This window comes from Burkholderia sp. SRS-25 (assembly GCF_004343765.1).
GTDB classification, from domain to species: Bacteria; Pseudomonadota; Gammaproteobacteria; order Burkholderiales; family Burkholderiaceae; genus Burkholderia; species Burkholderia contaminans.
In genome coordinates this window covers 20,808-38,245 of record NZ_PTXM01000005.1, presented here as the reverse complement: position 1 = coordinate 38,245, position 17,438 = coordinate 20,808, and the positions used below count along the sequence as shown (strand labels likewise).

Below are 17,438 nucleotides of genomic sequence, written 5' to 3'. Positions count from 1 at the left end.
CGTCAGCGGCCCGACTTCAGCTCGGTCCACAGACGCGTCTGCAGACGCTGGATTTCAGGCGGCAGCGGCTTGAGCAGGAACAGCGTCTTCACGACGTCGGCCGGCGGATAGACGGCCGGGTCGTTCGCGACGTCGGGCCGCACGTACTTGCGGGCCTCTGCGTTGGCGCTCGGGTAGTACACCGCGTTCGTGATCGCCGCGTGCACCTTCGGATCCTCGATGTAGTTGATCCACTGCAGCGCGGCATCCTTGTTCTTCGCGTCCTTCGGAATCGCCATCACGTCGAACCACACCGGCGCGCCGCCCTTCGGAATGTAGTACTCGACCTTGTACGGCTTCTTCGCTTCGATCGCACGATGCTTCGCGATCACGACGTCGCCCGACCAGCCGAACGCGAAGCAGATGTCGCCGCCGACCAGGTCGTTGATGTAGCCCGACGAGTTGAATTGCGTGATGTACGGGCGGATCTTCTTCAGCACTTCCATCGCGGCCTTGTAGTCGGCCGGGTTCGTGCTCATCGGATCCTTGCCGATGTAGTGCAGCGTCGCCGCGAACATCTGGTCGGGTGCGTCGAGCACCGACACGCCGCAGGTCTTCAGCTTCGAGAGATTTTCCGGCTTGAACAGGATGTCCCAGTTGTCGAGCGGCACCTTGCCGAGCGCCTGCTGCGCCTTCGTCAGGTTGTATGCGAGACCGGTCGTGCCGTACGCCCAGGGCACCGAGTATTTGTTGCCCGGATCGGCGCCTGCGACGAGCGCCATCAGTTGCGGGTCGAGGTACTTGAGGTTCGGCAGCTTCGACTTGTCGAGCGGCGCGAAGATGCCGGCGGCGATCTGCTTGCCCGCGTAGTTGCTGGTCGGCACGACGATGTCGTAGCCCGAGCTGCCCGTCAGCAGCTTCGCCTGCAGCGTGTCGTCGCTGTCGTAGTTGTCGTAGCGGACCTTGACGCCCGTCTGCTTCTCGAAGTTCGGGATCGTGTCCTTCGCAATGTAGTCCGACCAGTTATAGACATTGAGCTGCGTATCCTTCGCCGCTGCCGCCGATGCACCCACGCACAGCGCGAGCGCTGCGAACCGGCCCACTACCTTTGCTTTCATCCCGTTCTCCCTACGGCCGGACCGTGTGTCCGGCTGCCGTCTGCCTCGTCATGGCGGCGCATTCTGGCGCGCCGCCCCTCGAAAACCCCGAAAACTACCATCATTCGCGCCCCGTCACAAAAAAATCATGCCGGTGTCGCGCAAACGGAACAGATTCCCGCTGCCGGCCAGGCTGGCTGCCCGTGCGGCGAGGCGTTCCCGGGGAATTCTATCGGGTAATCGGCGGCTGTCCACCGGGAAAAACGGGCGGCGACGCAACCGCGTTCGCCGGCCGGACGCGCGAGCGGCCTGCGCGACCGGGCCCGATGCCTGGCCGTGCCGACACGCGCCCGGCGCGCGTACGGCACGCCGGTCGCCCCCGCCCGGCCGATCGGCCGCGATGGATTAAAATGGCGGCTGACGATTCAACTGCGTGAACCTCCCGATGGCCTCCAATCTCCACGACCTGCCCGACAGCCCCTGCATCGGCGTGTGCTCGACCCTCTTCGACGAAGTCTGCAAGGGCTGCGGCCGCACGGCCGCCGAAGTGTCGAACTGGGTGTTCCTGAGCGACGACGAGAAGCGCGCGGTGTGGGAGCGCATCTCGCGCGAAGGCACCGCGATGCGCTTCCAGTACGACAAGCTGTAAATCCGCCGCGCAAAAAAAGAGCGGCATGCCGACCGCCATGCCGCCAACCCCAACTCTGTTCTTTTCCCTTCGCGTCTAGAACTTCATCCCGACGCCCACGCCGACGATCAGCGGATCGATGTGCAGCGTGCCGATGCCCTTGTCGCCGAGCGTCGCATCGGTGCTCATCCAGATCTTCTTCACGTCGACGTTCATGAAGACCTTCTTCGTCAATTGCACGTCCACGCCGAACTGCAGCGCGGGGCCGAAGCTGCTCTTGTTGATCGACACGCCCTCGCCGCCGACGTTGAGCCCGTTGTTGTAGAAGTACGTGTAGTTCACGCCCGCACCGACATACGGACGCACCTTGCCGGCATGGTTGAAGTGGTACTGCAGCAGCAGCGTCGGCGGCAGCACGCCCACGCCGCCGAGATTGCCGATGCTCGACGTGAGCTGGTGACGCGACGTGCCGAGGATCAGCTCGACGCCCAGGTAGTCGCGGATCATGTACGTGAAGTCGAGCTCCGGCACGATCGCGTTGTTCACGCCGACGTTGAGCGCGCCCAGCGTATCGCTCGCGCGTTCGTTCGGCTGGATGCTGATCGCGCGCAGCCGGACCAGGACGTCGCCCTGGTTGATGCCGTCGCCCGGCGAGGCCGCATGCGACAGCGAAGGCATCGCGGCGAAAGCGGCTGCAACGGCAGCAGCGGTGACACAAGTTCGAATCGTTTTATGCATGGTACGGACCCCCAAAGAATGGTTTCCATTCTCCCTGTAGGGTCTTCTCTTTATCTTGATATCCGTCAAGCCAGCGTAAACGTGGGACGGTTTGCCGCAGGCTCGGTCGCGCTGCCCGTCAGCAGCAGGTCGAGCAGATCGCGCACACTGCGGATCGCACGGCCGAACGGCAACGCTTCGCGGCCGCGGAAGAACAGCCCGTTCGCCACGTCGCCGCGCAGCGCGGCCGCGAGCCGCGTATCGATGCAGAAATGGCCGAACTTCTCGATGCCGTCGCGCAAGCCGCATACGCTGAGGCATTCGAGCGCGGTCGGGCAGCGCTGCTTCAGCGCGCCGAGCTTGGTGCGGATGCGCGTCTCGTTGCGCAGGTAACGATCGAGCCACGGCGTCTTCACCGCGCGCGCCGGCAGCCCCGTCACGCTGACGAATTCGACGATGTCCTCGGGCGTCGCGTCGGCCAGCACGCGCTTGAAGTGCGGATGCGCATCGCCTTCTTCCGTCACCGCGAACGGCGTCCCCACCTGCACGCCGTTCGCGCCGGCGTCGAACGCCGCGCGCACCGAGTCGTGACTGTTGATCCCGCCCGCAACGATCAACGGGATCGTTTCGCGCGCAAGACCGAGAGACGCCATCACCTGGGCGGTCTCGTCGAGCACGCGCGCGAAATCGAAGCGAAGGTCGTGCATGTCGTCGATCTGCGTGACGCCGAGGTGCCCGCCCGCGTGCGCCGGATGCTCGATCACGATCGCGTCGGGCAAGCGCCCCTTCTTCATCCACTTCTTCAGCACGAGCGCGATCCCGCGGCTGTCCGACAGGATCGGAATCAACGCGATGTCGTAGCCTTGCGTGAGATCGGGCAAGTCGAGCGGCAGGCCTGCGCCCATCACGATCGCGTCCGCCCCCTCGTCGCACGCCGCCCGCACGTAGTCCGCATGCGCGCTCACGGCCTTCATCACGTTGACCGCGATCATCCCGCGGCCTTCGCTGTAGGTTTTCGCGAGGCGGATCTCGCGTGCGAGCGCCTCGAGGTTCGCGGCCTCGAGCGTCGCGCGATCGGGTTGCGCGCGGCATCGTGCAAGCAGGTCCGCATGATGGTGGCGCAGGTCGATGCTCGCGATCGTGCCGACCGCGCCTTCGCGCGCGACGCTGCCCGCCAGCCGGTGCGCAGAGATGCCGACGCCCATGCCGCCCTGCACGACGGGCAACAAGGTGCGGCCGCGAATCGTCAGCGGCGGAAAGGAAGTGCGTACGGTCATCTGAAACCTCGTCGGAACATCGGAACCGCGATGATCGACGATCCACAGACGCGCACCTTGACGGCCGTCAATAAAAAAACGGCACGCGAGCGTGCCGTTTCCATCTCATGCCACGAGAAACGCTCAGACCGGCTTCGCGGGCTTGAGCTGCATCGACTTGTACTCGAGATATTCTTCGAGCCCGTACACGCCGTTCTCGCGGCCGTGCCCCGACTGCTTGTAGCCGCCGAACGGCGCGGCCATGTTCCACGCGCCGCCGTTGATGTCGACCTGCCCGGTGCGGATGCGGCGCGCGATACCCATCGCGCGTTCGTCGCTGCCGGCCCATACCGCGCCGCCGAGCCCGTACGGCGAATCGTTCGCGATTCGCACGGCCTCGTCTTCATCGCGATATGTGATGATCGACAGCACCGGCCCGAAGATTTCCTCCTGCGCGATCGTCGATTTCGGATCGACGCGGCCGAACACGGTCGGCTTCACGAAGAAGCCCTTCGCGAGCCCTTCCGGCAGGCCTGTGCCACCCGTCACGAGTTCGGCGCCTTCGTCGATCCCGCGCTGGATGTAGTCCTGCACACGCTGCTGCTGTGCGGCCGATGCGAGCGCGCCGAGGCGCGTCGCATCCTGCCGCGGATCGCCGGCGACGTAGGATTCGGCCGCCGCCTTCGCGATCGCGCGCGCCTCGTCGTAGCGCGCTTCCGGCACGAGCATGCGCGTGTGCGCCGAGCAGGTCTGCCCCGCGTTCAGGTAGCACGCGTTGACCGTGCCCTTCACGGCCGTCGCGAAATCGGCATCGTCGAGGATCACCGACGCCGACTTGCCGCCCAGCTCGAGTGCAACGCGCTTGACGCTCGCGGCCGCCAGCTCGGCCACGCGCTTGCCGGCACGCGTCGAGCCCGTGAACGACACCATGTCGACGTCCGGATCGGTGGCCAGCACTTCACCGACGACCGGGCCATAGCCGCACACGAGGTTGAACACGCCGGGCGGCAGCCCGGCTTCGTGAATCGCTTCGGCAAGCATGAACGCGTTCAGCGGCGCGACTTCGGACGGCTTCAGGACGACCGTGCAGCCGGCCGCGAGCGCCGGCGCGACTTTCAGCGTGACCTGGTTGAGCGGATAGTTCCAGGGCGTGATCGCCGCGACGACGCCGACCGGCTCGCGCACGACGAGCGAGTTGCCGACCTGCGCCTCGAATTCGAACGATTCGGCGAGCTTCGCGTACGCCTTCCAGTTGTAGATCGGGCCGCCGACCTGGATCGCGCGCGACAGCTTGATCGGCATCCCGACTTCGCCGGTGATCGACTGCGCGAACTCCTCGCTGCGCGCCTGCAGCTGCTCGACGATCTTGCGCAGGTAGCCCGCGCGCGTCGCGGGCGGCGTGGCCGCCCACGCGTCGAAGGCTGCGCGCGCCGCGCGGATCGCGTCCTGCGCGTCGGAAGCGACGCCTTCCGGAATCCGGCCGATCACGGCCTCGGTGCCCGAGTCGATCACGTCGATCGTGCCGGTGCCGGCCGGTTTGCGCCACGCGCCGTCGATATAGAACTGGTCGTAGATTTTCATCGCTTTCCGCCTCCAGGAAAGCCGACATTCTAGCGAGCGTTTCGGGCGGCCGGTGTGACGATTGACAGCCATTAGAAAGGTCTTTAGCCTCGGCGCCTCAATCATCATAAGAAAGGAGAATGCCTTGAGCATCCTGACCAGAATCGAGGGCGGCTATCTTCAGGTACTGCGCGTGATCGTGCTGTTGTTCGCGACCGCAGTCCTGATCGGCGGGGTCATATTCGGCGCGGTCGCACTCGATGCGCGCCTGTCGAAACCGCCGAAGGTCGATTCGGCCGTTCAGGTCGATCCTGCATCGTTCGCGTGGGAGAGCGATGCGCCCGCCAAGGCCACGCCTGCCGCCGACGGCGCGGCAGCCAAGGACGACGATGCGTCGCCCGCGCTGCGCCTGTCGACGCAATTGTCGGGCATCGTGCAGAAGCATGGCCGGGCGGCCCTGTCGCCGGATTACGCGGTCGATCGTGATGCATACGAGCCGTCGTTCCAGCGCGTGCTCAATGACGACGACCATCCGGAAGTCGCGTACTACGAGCAGCAGATCGCGTATCTCGACAAGGTGCTGTCGCGCACGGACGTCGCGGCCAGCGTCAAGAAGAAGGTCACCAGTCACGGCGACGAATATGCGCGGGAGCAGGCGTACACCGACGTCGTGTCGGCGGTCATGCGCGACTTCTCGCAGCGCTACGATGCACGCCGGACCGCGATCGACAACGAGAAGAAGGCCGCGGAAGAAACCGCTGCCGAGAACGGCCAGACCGCGCGCTACGCGGGCGTCGCCGCGCTCGTCGCGCTGTATTCGTTCGTGTCGCTCGCGGTGCTGATCATCCTGATCCGCGTCGAGCGCAGCATCCGCTCGATCGCGCGCGCCACGCACACGACGACCTGAGTTCGCTCATCGGCAGCCCGGCCCGCGCGCCGGGCTGCGGCGGGTCCGGCAACGGGCCCGCTCCACGGCATTCACGGCGCCCAGCGGCCGTTCCCCGGCCGCCTCTTCCCGTGTCGCCGCTCACGCGCTCGCGCACTTTCCGTTCCCGCTGCCCCCTTCCTTCGCCGTCGGCGATCCTGGCCGGCGCAGCGTCCGTTTCACCACCGCCATGTCAGCATCCACCCGGGTGCGCGGTCGGGCCCGCATCGTGCTATGTTTTTATTATCGGCACCGGCCCGTTGCAACCGGCGCCGCCCGGAATCGACGTATTTCGTGAGCGCTGCCATGTCCGACGCACCCCATACCCTCGGCTCGCAAGACCGCCTGGAACTGCTTTGCTGGCTCACCTGCGGCAATCTCGGCGCGTTTTACCTCAACGAATCGTGGCCGGACGCCGCGTTCCAGGTCCAGGCCGCACACCGCTGGCTCGACCGCCATCATCGTCAGGCCGACTGGCTGGCCGTTGCCAAGCTCGCGGCGCTCGCGCAAGACATCGCGAAGCGGCATGCCGGGTTCGTCGATGCGTCATGGGCGCGCGACGCGGTCGAGGAAATCGTCGATACCGACGATCTCGACTATCGGGCGAAACTCGTGCAATGGGTCTACGAAGACTGCTGCAAGGCGCTCGCCGACAAGCGGCTGGCCGATTGAGTCCATGCGTGCGGGCCGCGGCGTCGCGCGGCCGCTCGCCTGTTTGTCGACGCGCGTGGCAGTCGCGATGACCGACGGACGCGGTACGCGTCGCGCCGCCCCCTGCGCCGCCACGCACCGCGACACTTACAGCAGCGACTTCGCCTGCGTCAGCACCTTGTCGCAGATCTGCTTGGTCACCTGCTGCTTCAAGCCGCCGCCGCTCAGGTCGAGCTTGCCGCCGTTGCCGGCATCGAGGATCCCGCTCGCGCCACTGGTATAGCCGCTGTCGGACGACGCGCTGCCGCCGAGCTTGCCCATCAGCGCGTCCTTCACCGACGACGCGCCGCCGGACGCGCCACCGAGATAGTTGTTCTGGATGCAGAACTGCAGCAGGCCGGCGACGTTGCCGGTGCTGCCCGGCATCAGCGACGCACCACCGCCGCCCGTCAATGCACCGCCGAGGCCGCCGAGATTGCCGAGCGCGCCGCCCGCGCTGCCGCCTGAATCGCCACCGCCGCCGACCTGCTTCAGGACATCGCCCAGCTGCGCATGCGCCACCGAAAACGGCGCGAGCAATCCGATCAGCGCGCCGGCAACGATCGCGCGGTATAGACGTGCATTCATGTGAAGCCTCCCGGTTGTGATGGCATGAGTGCCGCGAATCGAATCCAAGGATACTCAATCAACCCGCACATGACTGCCTTCGAAGGCGGCCTGAAACGTCAGGCATCGTGATATCGCCACAATTTGACAAAGCTTGACGACGGGCCGCGTGCGGAAGGTCGGTTTGACGCAGGCTCGCGATCGCTGCGCCGGGTCGCCGGCGCGCGTGAAGCGTCATAGAATCGTCGTCGCCGGCCGTTCGGACCCTCCGGCCCGATCCCGAACCTGAAGGATGCGCGCGTGACGCTTGCCCATCGATTTCTGCTGATCGCCTGCGCGTCGGCCGCGCTGCTTTGCGGCACCGGCACCGCTCGCGCCGCGACGGCCGCGGTCGCCGCCGCATGCTCGTCGCCTTCGTTCGACCGCTATCCGGCACCCGCCGCAAGCGCGCCACGCAAGCCGGCTGCCGCGCCCCGCCTGACCACCCGGGAAACCCGCCTCTACCGCACCGTGATTCGCGACGAATTCACACAACCGGCCAATTTTTCCGGCCACTACCGGGTTGCGATCTGGGGTTGCGGAACGGATTGCCGAAATTTCGCGATCGTCGACAAGTACACGGGCGCGACGTACACGATGCCCGGCGTGCAGGCCATCGCGGGCGTGATGGGCAACGACGAGGAGCGTGTCGATTTCCGCCCCGGCAGCAGGCTGCTGATCGTCGCGGGCTGCTTCAACGACGATTGCGACGACAACAGCGCGAAGGCCGCCCGGTTCTTCTATGAATGGACCGGCACGCAGTTGCGTCGGATCGGCACCTGTCCGCTGGCGATCGAGCCGCTCCAGTAGCCGACCGATGAGAGCGCCGGCCGCCGCTCGCCGCGACTTGCGTTATCGTTCCTCCGGTACACCTTGAACGGCGCACCCACCCGCGATGTCCATTCGCCTCAGTTTCGACGACGGGCCCGGTCCCTCGACACCCTTCTTGCTCGATGTCCTGCACGCCGCGTCCTGTCAGGCGACCTTCTTCCTGCTCGGCCAGAATCTGGCAAACGCGCTCGACGTCGCGGCAAGAATAGCGCGCGAAGGCCACCAACTCGGCAATCACACCCATTCGCACGCGAAGCCCGGCGCGCTGACGGACGATGCACTGATCGACGAGATCGAGACGACCGACGCGCTGATCCGCGAAGCCTATCGCCGCGCCGGCGTTCCGGCTCCGGACACGATTCCATTGCGCCTGCCTTACGGCCTGATGCCGCAGGACAATCGCACCGGCGTGCTGGCACGATTGCAGCGCGAACACACGGGCTGGACCGCGATACTGGACGACTGGCAGCGCCCCGCTCCGTCGCCGCAAGCGCTGTTCGAAGCGATGTGCGCACATGTCGACGCCAGCGCGGCACGGCAACGTGACGTGCTGTTCTGCATGCACGACGGATCGCGGCACGGCGAGGCGCGGCCCAATACGGTCGAAGCGGTGCGCCTGTTCCTGAATCGTCCGAGCTGACGAAGCCGCCGGTCAACGTACCGGCGCCGCACCATCGAGCAACTGCCGCCAGCTGCCGAGAAAGCCGATGCCCGGCCCCGGTGTCCACAGGCCGCGTTGTGCGGCTTCGAGATGGATCAGCGTCTGGTCCGCGCAGAACAGGGCCATCAGCGCATCGCGGCGGTCGTGCATCCAGTCCGGCACGTCACCGGGCCGCGTCGCGGCATAGGCTTGCAGGCCGGCATCCCAGCGCCGTGCATCGAATACGAAGCCATCGTCCCTGCCCGCATCGCGCGACAGCGCGAACAGCGCAAAAGCCGCTTCGAGCCACTGCGCGCCCTGCCCGACATCGTCGAAATCGAGCACGCCGTTCACCGCGTGCCCCACGTACAGCAGGTTGCCCGCGTGATAGTCGCCGTGCAGCCACTGCGCCGCTCCCGTCAGCCAGCGGGCAGCAGCGTCGAGATGTGCGCCGATCCGACGGATCATCGTCTCGTAGTGGCCGCTCAAGTCACCCGGCAACGACGGCGCAGCTCGCGCCGCCACGCGTGCGTGGCGCGCAGACAGCCAGGCCAGCGGCGCCGATTCGGTCGCGGGCATCGCCGCCATCGCCGCGTGCAGATGCGCAAGCGCACGCATCGCATCGATCGCGCCCGCCTCTGCATCGTCCGGCAGGCCGGGGCAGCCGGCGATAGGCTCGAACAGATGCAGCCAGGTCCCGTCGGGCAGCTGCACACCGGACCGTGCGTCCACGGTCGGCCGCAGCTTCGGCAGCGCAGGCAGCCTCGGTGCCGTGCGCGAGTGGCCGAGATGACCGAGCACTGCCGCCTCGCGATGCACCTGCTCGACCGCCTTGCCTGGCCACGACACGCGCAGCACCGCGCGCCCCGCATCGCACTCGACGAGATACGTTTTGTTAGTATGGCCCGACGCCAGCGCCTGCAGGTGCGCCGGCCCGATGTTCCAATACCGGTGAAGCCACGGTTCCAGCGTTTTCACGTCACTCCTACTCGTTGCATTGACCATGTCAGAGCGTCCCTCGGCCCGCATGCGGGACATCAATATCGAATGGCTGACGCGTGCTGCCGAATTCGACCATCTGTTCCAGACGCGCTGGCTCGGCGAGCGCTTCTTTCACCTGCCCGGCGACATGCTCGCGCTCCAGGAGCTGATCTGGCGCGAGCGTCCCGACCGCATCGTGCAGACAGGGATCGCGGCGGGCGGCGGCGTCGTATTCTCCGCGTCGATGCTGGAACTGGCCGGCGAGCACGGCGGCGTCGTCGCAATCGAGCCGCGCCTGCGCGACGAGGTCAGGCAGCGCCTGCAATCGCACCGCCTCGCCCACCGCATGACGCTGATCGAAGGCGAATCATGCGCGGCCGACACGCTCGCATCGGTGCGTGCGCAGATCGATGAAGGCGCACGCGTGATGGCGATCCTCGATCTCACGCACACCCACGCGCACGTGCTGCGCGAACTCGAATGCTATGCGCCGCTCGTGACGCCCGGCAGTTACGCGATCGTGATGGATACGATCATGGAGTACCTGCCCGCGTCGATGTTCGACGGCAAGCCGTACGGCAAAGGCAACAACCCGGCCACCGCCGCGCATGAATTCCTCGCTCGCGACAACCGCTTCGAGGTCGACTACGACATCGAGGACCGCGTGCTCATGACGCTGTCGCCAGGCGGTTTCCTGAAGCGAGTACGCTGATCAGGCGCGCCGCCTCGGCCGAACCGTCGCGCGCCGCGTAGCTCGCGCGGATCCGCGCCGCCTGGTCGCGCAACGTCCCGGGCCGCAACAGGCGTTCAAGTGCATCGGCGATATCCGCCACGCCGGCTTGCTGCAGATCCAGCACGCACCCCGCGCCGGCCCACTCGACGAAGTGCGCCGAATGGAACTGGTCATTGCAGAACGGCGACAGCAGCATCGGCACGCCGCTCGCAAGCGACTCCATCACCGAATTCGCGCCGCCGTGGCTGACGAACGCGTGCGTGCGCTGCAGCAGCGCCAGTTGCGGCACGTAACGTACCGCGACCACACGCCCGTCGTCGGCCGGCAGCAGATCCGAATCGACCAGTTCACCCACCGACAGCACCAGTTGCGCCGACGTCGCGCGCGTCGCCTCGATGACCTTCGCAAACACATCGGGATGGTAGTAAAGCTGGCTGCCGAGCGACATGTAAACCAAAGGACGATCCGCATCGAGGCGTTCCCACGGGAACGGCGTCTCGTCGCCGCGCGGGCCGGACGGCATTGCCGGCCCGACCAGCTCGACACCGGGCGGCGGGACACCGACCAGCGCGTCGGTCGTGAACGCGAGCGTCAGGTGCGGCGAGAGGATGTCGCAACCGCGAAAACGCGCGTCGAGCCCGTAGCGCGCGAACAGGCGCGTGCGTTCCGGTTCGAGCCATCGCACCGTGCGCAGCAGTTCCGAATCGAGATCGTCCGGCAGCACCGGATTCAGCGAATTCGACATCGAGACCCACGGCAGCCCTTCCAGCTCCGCCGCGATCGCCGCCGCATAGAGCAGCGGATCGATCACGACCACATCGGGCCGCCAGTCACGCAGCACCGCGCGGAGGCCTTCCACCTGCGCGGGGGCGAGATCGATCAGCAGCGTGCGGATCCAGTGCCGCAGCCAGTCCGCGTCGCGAATGTTCGCGGCGAAGCTCGCGCCGCGCGACAGGTCGTGGCGCTCGGGCGTTTCGCGCGGCCCGACGAATTCGAAGCCGCCGGCACCGTCGAGCTGTGCACTGATATCGGCCGGCGCATAGAACGCGACGTTGCACCCGGCGGTGCGCAGATGCTGGGCCGGGCCGATGCACGGATTGACGTGCCCCTTTTCGGGCACCACGCAGAACAGGATGCGTTTCATGAACGATTCAGGCTGGGCGATGCGCGGCATCGAGGTGGTCAAAATGATCGAGGATCAGCGACAGCGTCGTCCACAGCACGCGTTCGGTATCCGCCTGCAGCGTGGGTGCGGCCAGGCCGAGGGTGTCGGCCAGCGCGTGCGTGCGGTCGCGATCGAGCAGCGCCGCGAGGTCCATCGCCGGGGCGAGCCGCCCGCGCTTGGGGCCGTGCACGAGACGGTCCGGCAGGTTCAGGCGCGCGCCGAGATCGCGCAGGCATTGCTTGTCCGGATCGGGCGCGATGCTCGTCAGATGCGCGACGACGGCATCGTCGACGAACGGCGGATGCAGGCCGACCGACGCCGCATCGAACAGCGCATGGCACAGCGGCAGATAGTTGGCCGACTGGTCGCGGCGCAGCACCTGGTCCGCGCCGTCGCCGGTGATGGCCACCTCGACGCCATCGGCGGCCATCGCCTCGGCGAGCAACAGCTTCGCGACCGGATGCAGGTTGAACATCGGCTCCTCGACCGCATGCGTCGTTCTCGGCAGCGCCGCGACGAAATCGGCCTCGTTCGCGCGCACGATCTTCACGTTCGCCTGCATCTGCGCGGCCAGTTCGAGTGCGGCATCGCGTTCGCAATAGTCAGGCATGTCGGTCACGAGCACGTAGGACGTCACGTGCCGCTGCGCGCCGAGTTCGCGCAGCAACGCGAGCAACAGCGCCGAATCGAGCCCGCCGCTCAGCGCCAGCGCAACCCGCTTGCCGCTGTCGAGCGCGCGCTGCAGCGATGCGCGCAGCACGGTTTCCAGATCGGCGTGCTGCGGCTGCCCGGGTGCCGGCTGCACGGTCAGCCCCTGCGGCGAACGGATCAGCGCATGGCCGGGCGGCACCGCACGCACGTCGCGCAACACGGTGGGGCCGAGCAGCCGCTCACCGCTCAGGTAACCCGCGATGGCCGCCGCGTCCGGCGCGCCGGCCGGTTGCCCCGACGCGTGCAGGACGGCCCGGATGCCGGACGCCGCCGCACCGCTGCGCGGATGGTAGTGAAGCCGGTCGAAGCCGAACAGGTCGCGCGTGCCGACGATCATGGATAACGAGCTTTCAAGGAGTCCACTTCAATACGTTTGAGGATGCGATGCGGCGCCACCGGCGCGCTGCCGCCCTGGCAATGCAGGCACGCTTCGAGCGGCGCCTCGCGTTGCAGATAGGCGAGCATCGCGTCGAGCATGCCGGCGTCGTCGCGCAGCGGCAGGCCGTCGGACTGAAAGTCCTTCTCGCCCTTGTAGAGCGTATGGAAATGCGCCGGACGCGTGCACGTGTAGAACATGCCGTCGCGAATCATATGGCAGCGCTCGCGGATCCAGCAATCGTGAAAAAGCCGCTGCGCTTCGTCGCGATCGGTGCCGGGCTGTGCGCGGTTCATCGTCGTGAACACGTCCTGCACCTTCCAGTTCAGGCGCACGTCGAAGCGCGCGGCCTGGCGCTCGATGTGCGCGACCAGGTCGGGCGACAGCGCCGGCTTCGGATAGCGCGAGATCGTCAGCGCATCCACCGCCTGCCAGAACGCATCGGTCATCTCGCCGAGCTTCAGGCCGTTCGTCGTGACGGAGATCACGGGCGCGATGCCGGTGGCGCGCACGCGCTGGATGAGTTCGACAAGCGCCGGATGCAGCAGCGGCTCGCCGCCGACCAGCTTGAACATGCGTGGGCGCAGCACCTTAGCGGCGCGGCGCAGATCGGCCTCGATCGATTCGGGGCTCGCATACCACTCGGGCAGCAGCGGCGACAGCGAGCAACATTCCGCGCAGGTCAGGTTGCAGTGATCGACGATATGCGCTTCCAGCGAGCGCGTCAGCACGCGCCCGTCTTCGACGCGGTAATCGCGATCCAGCGGCGGCGGAAACACATGCTGCCGCTCGGTGGTCAGCGTCGGATTCGACATCCGGTTCAGATTCGCATTCACATCAGCGTCCTGCTTCCACACAACGGGAAAAGAAATCGACCAGACGGTCGCGCGCATCCACCATCGCGGACGCCATCGTCACCGCGCCGTTCAGATGCGATCCAAAGCGCGACGGTTCGTCGAGCCAGCCTTGCACGATCCAGAGCTTGAGCGCGTGCTGCACGCACGCGGCATCGACCGCCCATGCAATGCGCGCGGGATCGACCGGCCGGGTCCGCCGATAGGCCAGCACGAACGCTTCCGCCAGATGCGGCGCCTCCAGCGGCAGATGATTCAGGCAACGCACCAGCTCGTATTCACGCGGCGCGCCGATCGACGCTTCCCAGTCGAGGATGAGCGGCGGCAGCGTGCCCGTGAACAGATAGTTGAACTGGTTGTAGTCGTTGTGGATCGGATGCTGCGGATCGTCGGCCGGAAACGCGTCGATGCTGCCCGGATAGTAGCGGTCGAGCATGCGCAACGCGAGATCGACGTAGCGGCGCAGGTCGTCGGTGGCGTGGTTCGCGCGCGCGCGATCGAGTGCGTCGTGCAGGCTGCGGCGCACTGCGTCCGCGTCGATCGCGATCAGCCGTGCGCGGATCGTGTCGAGCTGCGGCAAATGAAGCTGCTCGAGACTCAGATGCAACGCGGCCAGACTCGCCCCGAGCGCATCCCATTCGGCCGGCGAAAACGTGTCGTAGGTTCTGAACCGGCCGGTTTCCCAGCGCGTCAGCATCGCGTGCGAGCCGTGGCCCGTCCACAGCGATGCGCCCGACGTCGTGCGTTTCAGCGCCTGCACGTGGAAGCGCGCATCGCCGTGCCTCTCGAAGTGCGCGAGCACGGCCGCTTCCTTGGCCGCACGCGCATGATGTTCGAGCGCGTAGAGTTTGACTGCTATGCCGCCGTCATCGGTCGGCAAGTGCCACACGCGCTCGCCGACCTGGCGCGGCTGCCCGATGCGGCCCAGCGCATAGGCCTCGCGGATCTCGTCGAAGGTCGCGGCGAGCGAGTCCATTCAGATGTGCTCGGCCGGGCCGTATCGATACGGATGACCGCTCAGGAACGTGTTGTGTCCGACGTAGCGCACCTTGTACATCGCCGGACGAAACAGCACCGAGGGATCGTTGTTCGCGATGCCGAGCAGCGGATACAGGTCCTGCCGCACGAAGAACGCGTTGTTGCCCATGTCGTCGCAACAGACGAGCTCATAGCCCTTCTGCCGGCCGAGATGAACGAGCGATTCGAGGCTCGCACCGTAATAGGTCGAGCCGTCCCATTCGTGGTCCGGGTTGAAGCACATGACCCAGCGCTCGGGCGGCGTGTAGTACGGGTTGTATTCGATCACGACGATCCGCGGCTGGAATGCCCGCAGGCCGCGCCAGACCCAGTAGTCGTTGCCGTCGATGTCGATCGACAGCAGGTCGAAGTCGGTTGGCGTGGTCGCATCGGCGAGCAACGTGTCGATCGTGTCGGGCTGGATGCGGTCGTGGTGCAAGCGAACGCGGTCCACCCCCGCGTAGTGGGCGGCCAGCTTGCCGAAGCGGTACGCACTACCTTCCACCAGCACGCCGGACCAATCCCGTTCGCGCAGCAGCCGCGCGGTGTTGCTGTTGCGCAGCCCGTCGCTCGCGCCGATATCGACGCAGAAGCGGTTGGTCGGCGCGATCCGCTCCATCATGCGCGACAGGATGCCTTCCTCGGTACCCTGCGCATAGAGGCTTGGCGCAAGGCCGGATAGATCGAGCGGGAGAGGATGGTCCTGCATCGAGGGGGGCTCCGGGTCGGAATTGAGGGTGGTATTCGGAGCGTAATTTACCCGAAGTCGATTGAGGGGAGGAAACGGGAATGTACGACACCCCCGCGCTTCACCGGCACGGAAATGAAAAAGCCCGCATCGACAATACTGTCGATGCGGGCCCGATGCGCCTCTCGCGGCTTCGCGCTGCTATACGCTCCAGCTTCGTACCACTGCCGGACCGCAACACATGAACGGAAGCGTCAGGACAATTACTCCTGCCCCTGACTCGTCAGGAACTCCTCGTAATTGCCGCCGAAGTCGAACAGCGTGCCGTCCGTACGCACTTCGATGATCCGGTTCGCCAGCCCGCTCACGAATTCGCGGTCGTGCGACACGAAGATCAGCGTGCCTTCGAACTGCTCGAGCGCGATCTGCAGCGACTCGATCGATTCCATGTCCATGTGGTTGGTCGGCTCGTCCATCAGCAGCACGTTGTGGCGGCCGAGCATCAGCTTGCCCCAGATCATGCGGCCCTTCTCGCCGCCCGACAGCACCTTCACGGACTTCCTGATGTCGTCCGACGAGAACAGCAGGCGGCCCAGCGTGCCGCGCACCATCGTTTCGTCGTCGCCGTCCTTGCGGTACTGGTCGATCCAGTCCATCAGCGTGATGTCGTTCGGGAACTCCTCGTACGTGTCCTGCGGCATGTAGCCGACATTCGCGTTCTCGGACCACTTCACCGTGCCGTGATCGAGCGTGAGCGCGCCGAGCAGCGAACGCAGCAGCGTCGTCTTGCCCGCGCCGTTCTCGCCGATGATCGCGATCCGCTCGCCCGGCTGAACCGACAGGTTGAAGTTCTGGAAGATCGTGCGTTCGTACTTCTTCGTGATCTCTTCCGCCACCACCGCGACGTTGTGCAGCTTCTTCTCGAACTCGAAGCGGATGAACGGGTTCTGGCGCGACGACGGCTTGAATTCCTCGATCTTGATCTTGTCGATCTGCTTCGCACGGCTCGTCGCCTGGCGGGCCTTCGACTTGTTCGCCGAGAAGCGGCGCACGAAGTCCTGCAGTTCAGCGACACGCTCCTTCGCACGCGTGTTCGCCGCGGCCTGGCGCTCGCGCGCCTGTGCCGATGCGAGCATGTAGTCGTCGTAGTTGCCCGGCCAGACCTTCAGCGTGCCGAAGTCCATGTCGGCCATGTGCGTGCACACCGAGTTCAGGAAGTGACGATCGTGCGAAATGATGATCATCGTCGAGTTGTACTCGTTGAGCGTCTGCTCGAGCCAACGAATCGAGTTGATGTCGAGGTTGTTGGTCGGTTCGTCGAGCAGCAGCACGTCCGGCTTCGAGAACAGCGCCTGTGCGAGCAGCACGCGCAGCTTCCAGCCCGGCGCGACGTCGCTCATCGTGCCGTTGTGGAATTTCTCCTCGATGCCGATGCCGAGCAGCAGCGCACCCGCGCGCGCCTCGGCGTCGTAGCCGCCGTATTCGGCGAACTTGCCTTCGAGCTCGGCGGCGTGCATGTAGTCGTCGTCGGTGGCTTCCGGGTTCGCGTAGATCGCGTCACGCTCGGTCATGGCGGCCCACATTTCGGTGTGGCCCATCATCACGACGTCGAGCACGCGCACGTCTTCGTACGCGAACTGATCCTGGCGCAGCTTGCCGAGACGCACGTTCGGCTCCAGCGCGACGTTGCCGGCGCTCGGCTCGAGGTCGCCGCCGAGGATCTTCATGAACGTCGACTTGCCACAGCCGTTCGCGCCGATCAGACCATAGCGGTTGCCCTCGCCGAATTTGACCGAGATATTCTCGAACAAGGGCTTCGGCCCGAATTGCATCGTGATGTTGGCAGTAGAAAGCACGGCAGGTCCCGTTAAAGGAGAAATCGACGGAAAACCGTGTATTTTAGCAGGTGTCGGAGAAACTGCCGACCACGCCGTTCCGGCAGCGCATTTCCGGCCGCCCGGCGGCCCGCCAACACGACGGCACG

At 66.2% G+C, this 17,438-nt stretch carries 19 protein-coding genes; 7 read left to right on the top strand and 12 right to left on the bottom strand.

The genetic code is table 11. The features are described 5' to 3' along the window. Window positions 1-2: 2 nt before the first annotated feature. Window positions 3-1,097, bottom strand: a complete 1,095-nt coding sequence (locus tag C5O79_RS06750; protein ID WP_046545809.1) for a polyamine ABC transporter substrate-binding protein — start codon at window positions 1,095-1,097, stop codon at window positions 3-5. Between the two features lie 424 nt (window positions 1,098-1,521). Here C5O79_RS06750 and C5O79_RS06745 point away from each other — a divergent pair, with 424 nt between their 5' ends. Continuing rightward, window positions 1,522-1,725, top strand: a complete 204-nt coding sequence (locus C5O79_RS06745) for a DUF1289 domain-containing protein (RefSeq protein WP_010095552.1) — start codon at window positions 1,522-1,524, stop codon at window positions 1,723-1,725. Window positions 1,726-1,800: 75 nt separating this feature from the next. Here the strand turns inward: C5O79_RS06745 and C5O79_RS06740 are convergent, their stop codons facing one another. From C5O79_RS06740 to C5O79_RS06730, 3 genes are all read right to left on the bottom strand, one after another. Continuing rightward, the gene (locus C5O79_RS06740; RefSeq protein WP_039357873.1) at window positions 1,801-2,442 is read right to left on the bottom strand and encodes an OmpW family outer membrane protein; all 642 of its coding nucleotides are present in this window, start codon (window positions 2,440-2,442) and stop codon (window positions 1,801-1,803) included. 65 nt (window positions 2,443-2,507) lie between these two features. Further along, complete coding sequence (locus C5O79_RS06735; RefSeq protein ID WP_046545810.1) at window positions 2,508-3,698, bottom strand: nitronate monooxygenase family protein; 1,191 nt, start codon at window positions 3,696-3,698, stop codon at window positions 2,508-2,510. 123 nt (window positions 3,699-3,821) lie between these two features. After that, on the bottom strand, window positions 3,822-5,258 hold the full coding sequence (locus tag C5O79_RS06730; protein WP_122473977.1) for an aldehyde dehydrogenase family protein: 1,437 nt from the start codon (window positions 5,256-5,258) through the stop codon (window positions 3,822-3,824). Between the two features lie 124 nt (window positions 5,259-5,382). Between C5O79_RS06730 and C5O79_RS06725 the strand changes: the two genes are divergently transcribed. Beyond that, window positions 5,383-6,144: a hypothetical protein gene (locus C5O79_RS06725; protein ID WP_046545812.1), complete on the top strand. Its 762-nt coding sequence runs from the start codon at window positions 5,383-5,385 to the stop codon at window positions 6,142-6,144. Between the two features lie 324 nt (window positions 6,145-6,468). Beyond that, window positions 6,469-6,834, top strand: coding sequence for a hypothetical protein (locus tag C5O79_RS06720; RefSeq protein ID WP_039357869.1), 366 nt, complete (start codon window positions 6,469-6,471; stop codon window positions 6,832-6,834). A 126-nt stretch (window positions 6,835-6,960) separates the two neighbouring features. Here C5O79_RS06720 and C5O79_RS06715 read toward each other — a convergent pair whose 3' ends face one another. Further along, window positions 6,961-7,440: a DUF2501 domain-containing protein gene (locus C5O79_RS06715; protein WP_122473978.1), complete on the bottom strand. Its 480-nt coding sequence runs from the start codon at window positions 7,438-7,440 to the stop codon at window positions 6,961-6,963. Window positions 7,441-7,719: 279 nt separating this feature from the next. On the opposite strand from C5O79_RS06715, the gene C5O79_RS06710 reads away from it, so the two are divergent. Further along, window positions 7,720-8,268 (top strand): hypothetical protein, encoded by a 549-nt coding sequence (locus C5O79_RS06710; protein WP_047850816.1) that lies wholly within the window; start codon window positions 7,720-7,722, stop codon window positions 8,266-8,268. Between the two features lie 85 nt (window positions 8,269-8,353). Further along, window positions 8,354-8,929: a polysaccharide deacetylase family protein gene (locus C5O79_RS06705; RefSeq protein ID WP_046545815.1), complete on the top strand. Its 576-nt coding sequence runs from the start codon at window positions 8,354-8,356 to the stop codon at window positions 8,927-8,929. A 12-nt stretch (window positions 8,930-8,941) separates the two neighbouring features. Here C5O79_RS06705 and C5O79_RS06700 read toward each other — a convergent pair whose 3' ends face one another. After that, window positions 8,942-9,907 carry a phosphotransferase gene (locus C5O79_RS06700; protein ID WP_122474542.1) on the bottom strand — a complete coding sequence of 322 codons (966 nt, stop codon included), beginning with the start codon at window positions 9,905-9,907 and terminating at the stop codon, window positions 8,942-8,944. A gap of 25 nt (window positions 9,908-9,932) precedes the next feature. Here C5O79_RS06700 and C5O79_RS06695 point away from each other — a divergent pair, with 25 nt between their 5' ends. After that, window positions 9,933-10,622 (top strand): CmcI family methyltransferase, encoded by a 690-nt coding sequence (locus C5O79_RS06695; RefSeq protein WP_122473979.1) that lies wholly within the window; start codon window positions 9,933-9,935, stop codon window positions 10,620-10,622. Here C5O79_RS06695 and C5O79_RS06690 read toward each other — a convergent pair. The 5 genes from C5O79_RS06690 to C5O79_RS06670 are packed head-to-tail and all read right to left on the bottom strand — an operon-like array spanning window position 10,579 to window position 15,475. Continuing rightward, the gene (locus C5O79_RS06690; protein WP_122474543.1) at window positions 10,579-11,787 is read right to left on the bottom strand and encodes a glycosyltransferase; all 1,209 of its coding nucleotides are present in this window, start codon (window positions 11,785-11,787) and stop codon (window positions 10,579-10,581) included. The genes C5O79_RS06695 and C5O79_RS06690 overlap by 44 nt on opposite strands. Before the next feature lie 7 nt (window positions 11,788-11,794). Further along, the gene (locus tag C5O79_RS06685; RefSeq protein WP_122473980.1) at window positions 11,795-12,856 is read right to left on the bottom strand and encodes an asparagine synthase-related protein; all 1,062 of its coding nucleotides are present in this window, start codon (window positions 12,854-12,856) and stop codon (window positions 11,795-11,797) included. Next, window positions 12,853-13,731, bottom strand: a complete 879-nt coding sequence (locus C5O79_RS06680) for a 4Fe-4S cluster-binding domain-containing protein (protein ID WP_122473981.1) — start codon at window positions 13,729-13,731, stop codon at window positions 12,853-12,855. Before C5O79_RS06680 ends, C5O79_RS06685 begins: the two co-directional genes overlap by 4 nt. A 1-nt stretch (window position 13,732) precedes the next feature. Next, complete coding sequence (locus C5O79_RS06675) at window positions 13,733-14,725, bottom strand: aminoglycoside phosphotransferase (protein ID WP_122473982.1); 993 nt, start codon at window positions 14,723-14,725, stop codon at window positions 13,733-13,735. After that, window positions 14,726-15,475: an FkbM family methyltransferase gene (locus C5O79_RS06670; protein WP_122473983.1), complete on the bottom strand. Its 750-nt coding sequence runs from the start codon at window positions 15,473-15,475 to the stop codon at window positions 14,726-14,728. 80 nt (window positions 15,476-15,555) lie between these two features. Here C5O79_RS06670 and C5O79_RS38035 point away from each other — a divergent pair, with 80 nt between their 5' ends. Further along, the gene (locus C5O79_RS38035) at window positions 15,556-15,699 is read left to right on the top strand and encodes a hypothetical protein (RefSeq protein ID WP_160313540.1); all 144 of its coding nucleotides are present in this window, start codon (window positions 15,556-15,558) and stop codon (window positions 15,697-15,699) included. Between the two features lie 18 nt (window positions 15,700-15,717). Here the strand turns inward: C5O79_RS38035 and C5O79_RS06665 are convergent, their stop codons facing one another. Beyond that, complete coding sequence (locus tag C5O79_RS06665; protein WP_046545822.1) at window positions 15,718-17,310, bottom strand: ABC-F family ATPase; 1,593 nt, start codon at window positions 17,308-17,310, stop codon at window positions 15,718-15,720. Window positions 17,311-17,438 lie beyond the last annotated feature (128 nt).

Excerpts from the sequence above, each read along its gene's own strand:
- C5O79_RS06750 (WP_046545809.1), bottom strand. The coding sequence starts at position 1,097 with ATGAAAGCAAAGGTAGTGGGCCGGTTCGCAGCGCTCGCGCTGTGCGTG.
- C5O79_RS06745 (WP_010095552.1), top strand. The coding sequence starts at position 1,522 with ATGGCCTCCAATCTCCACGACCTGCCCGACAGCCCCTGCATCGGCGTG.
- C5O79_RS06740 (WP_039357873.1), bottom strand. The coding sequence starts at position 2,442 with ATGCATAAAACGATTCGAACTTGTGTCACCGCTGCTGCCGTTGCAGCC.
- C5O79_RS06735 (WP_046545810.1), bottom strand. The coding sequence starts at position 3,698 with ATGACCGTACGCACTTCCTTTCCGCCGCTGACGATTCGCGGCCGCACC.
- C5O79_RS06730 (WP_122473977.1), bottom strand. The coding sequence starts at position 5,258 with ATGAAAATCTACGACCAGTTCTATATCGACGGCGCGTGGCGCAAACCG.
- C5O79_RS06720 (WP_039357869.1), top strand. The coding sequence starts at position 6,469 with ATGTCCGACGCACCCCATACCCTCGGCTCGCAAGACCGCCTGGAACTG.
- C5O79_RS06715 (WP_122473978.1), bottom strand. The coding sequence starts at position 7,440 with ATGAATGCACGTCTATACCGCGCGATCGTTGCCGGCGCGCTGATCGGA.
- C5O79_RS06705 (WP_046545815.1), top strand. The coding sequence starts at position 8,354 with ATGTCCATTCGCCTCAGTTTCGACGACGGGCCCGGTCCCTCGACACCC.
- C5O79_RS06695 (WP_122473979.1), top strand. The coding sequence starts at position 9,933 with ATGTCAGAGCGTCCCTCGGCCCGCATGCGGGACATCAATATCGAATGG.
- C5O79_RS06690 (WP_122474543.1), bottom strand. The coding sequence starts at position 11,787 with ATGAAACGCATCCTGTTCTGCGTGGTGCCCGAAAAGGGGCACGTCAAT.
- C5O79_RS06685 (WP_122473980.1), bottom strand. The coding sequence starts at position 12,856 with ATGATCGTCGGCACGCGCGACCTGTTCGGCTTCGACCGGCTTCACTAC.
- C5O79_RS06675 (WP_122473982.1), bottom strand. The coding sequence starts at position 14,725 with ATGGACTCGCTCGCCGCGACCTTCGACGAGATCCGCGAGGCCTATGCG.
- C5O79_RS06670 (WP_122473983.1), bottom strand. The coding sequence starts at position 15,475 with ATGCAGGACCATCCTCTCCCGCTCGATCTATCCGGCCTTGCGCCAAGC.
- C5O79_RS38035 (WP_160313540.1), top strand. The coding sequence starts at position 15,556 with ATGTACGACACCCCCGCGCTTCACCGGCACGGAAATGAAAAAGCCCGC.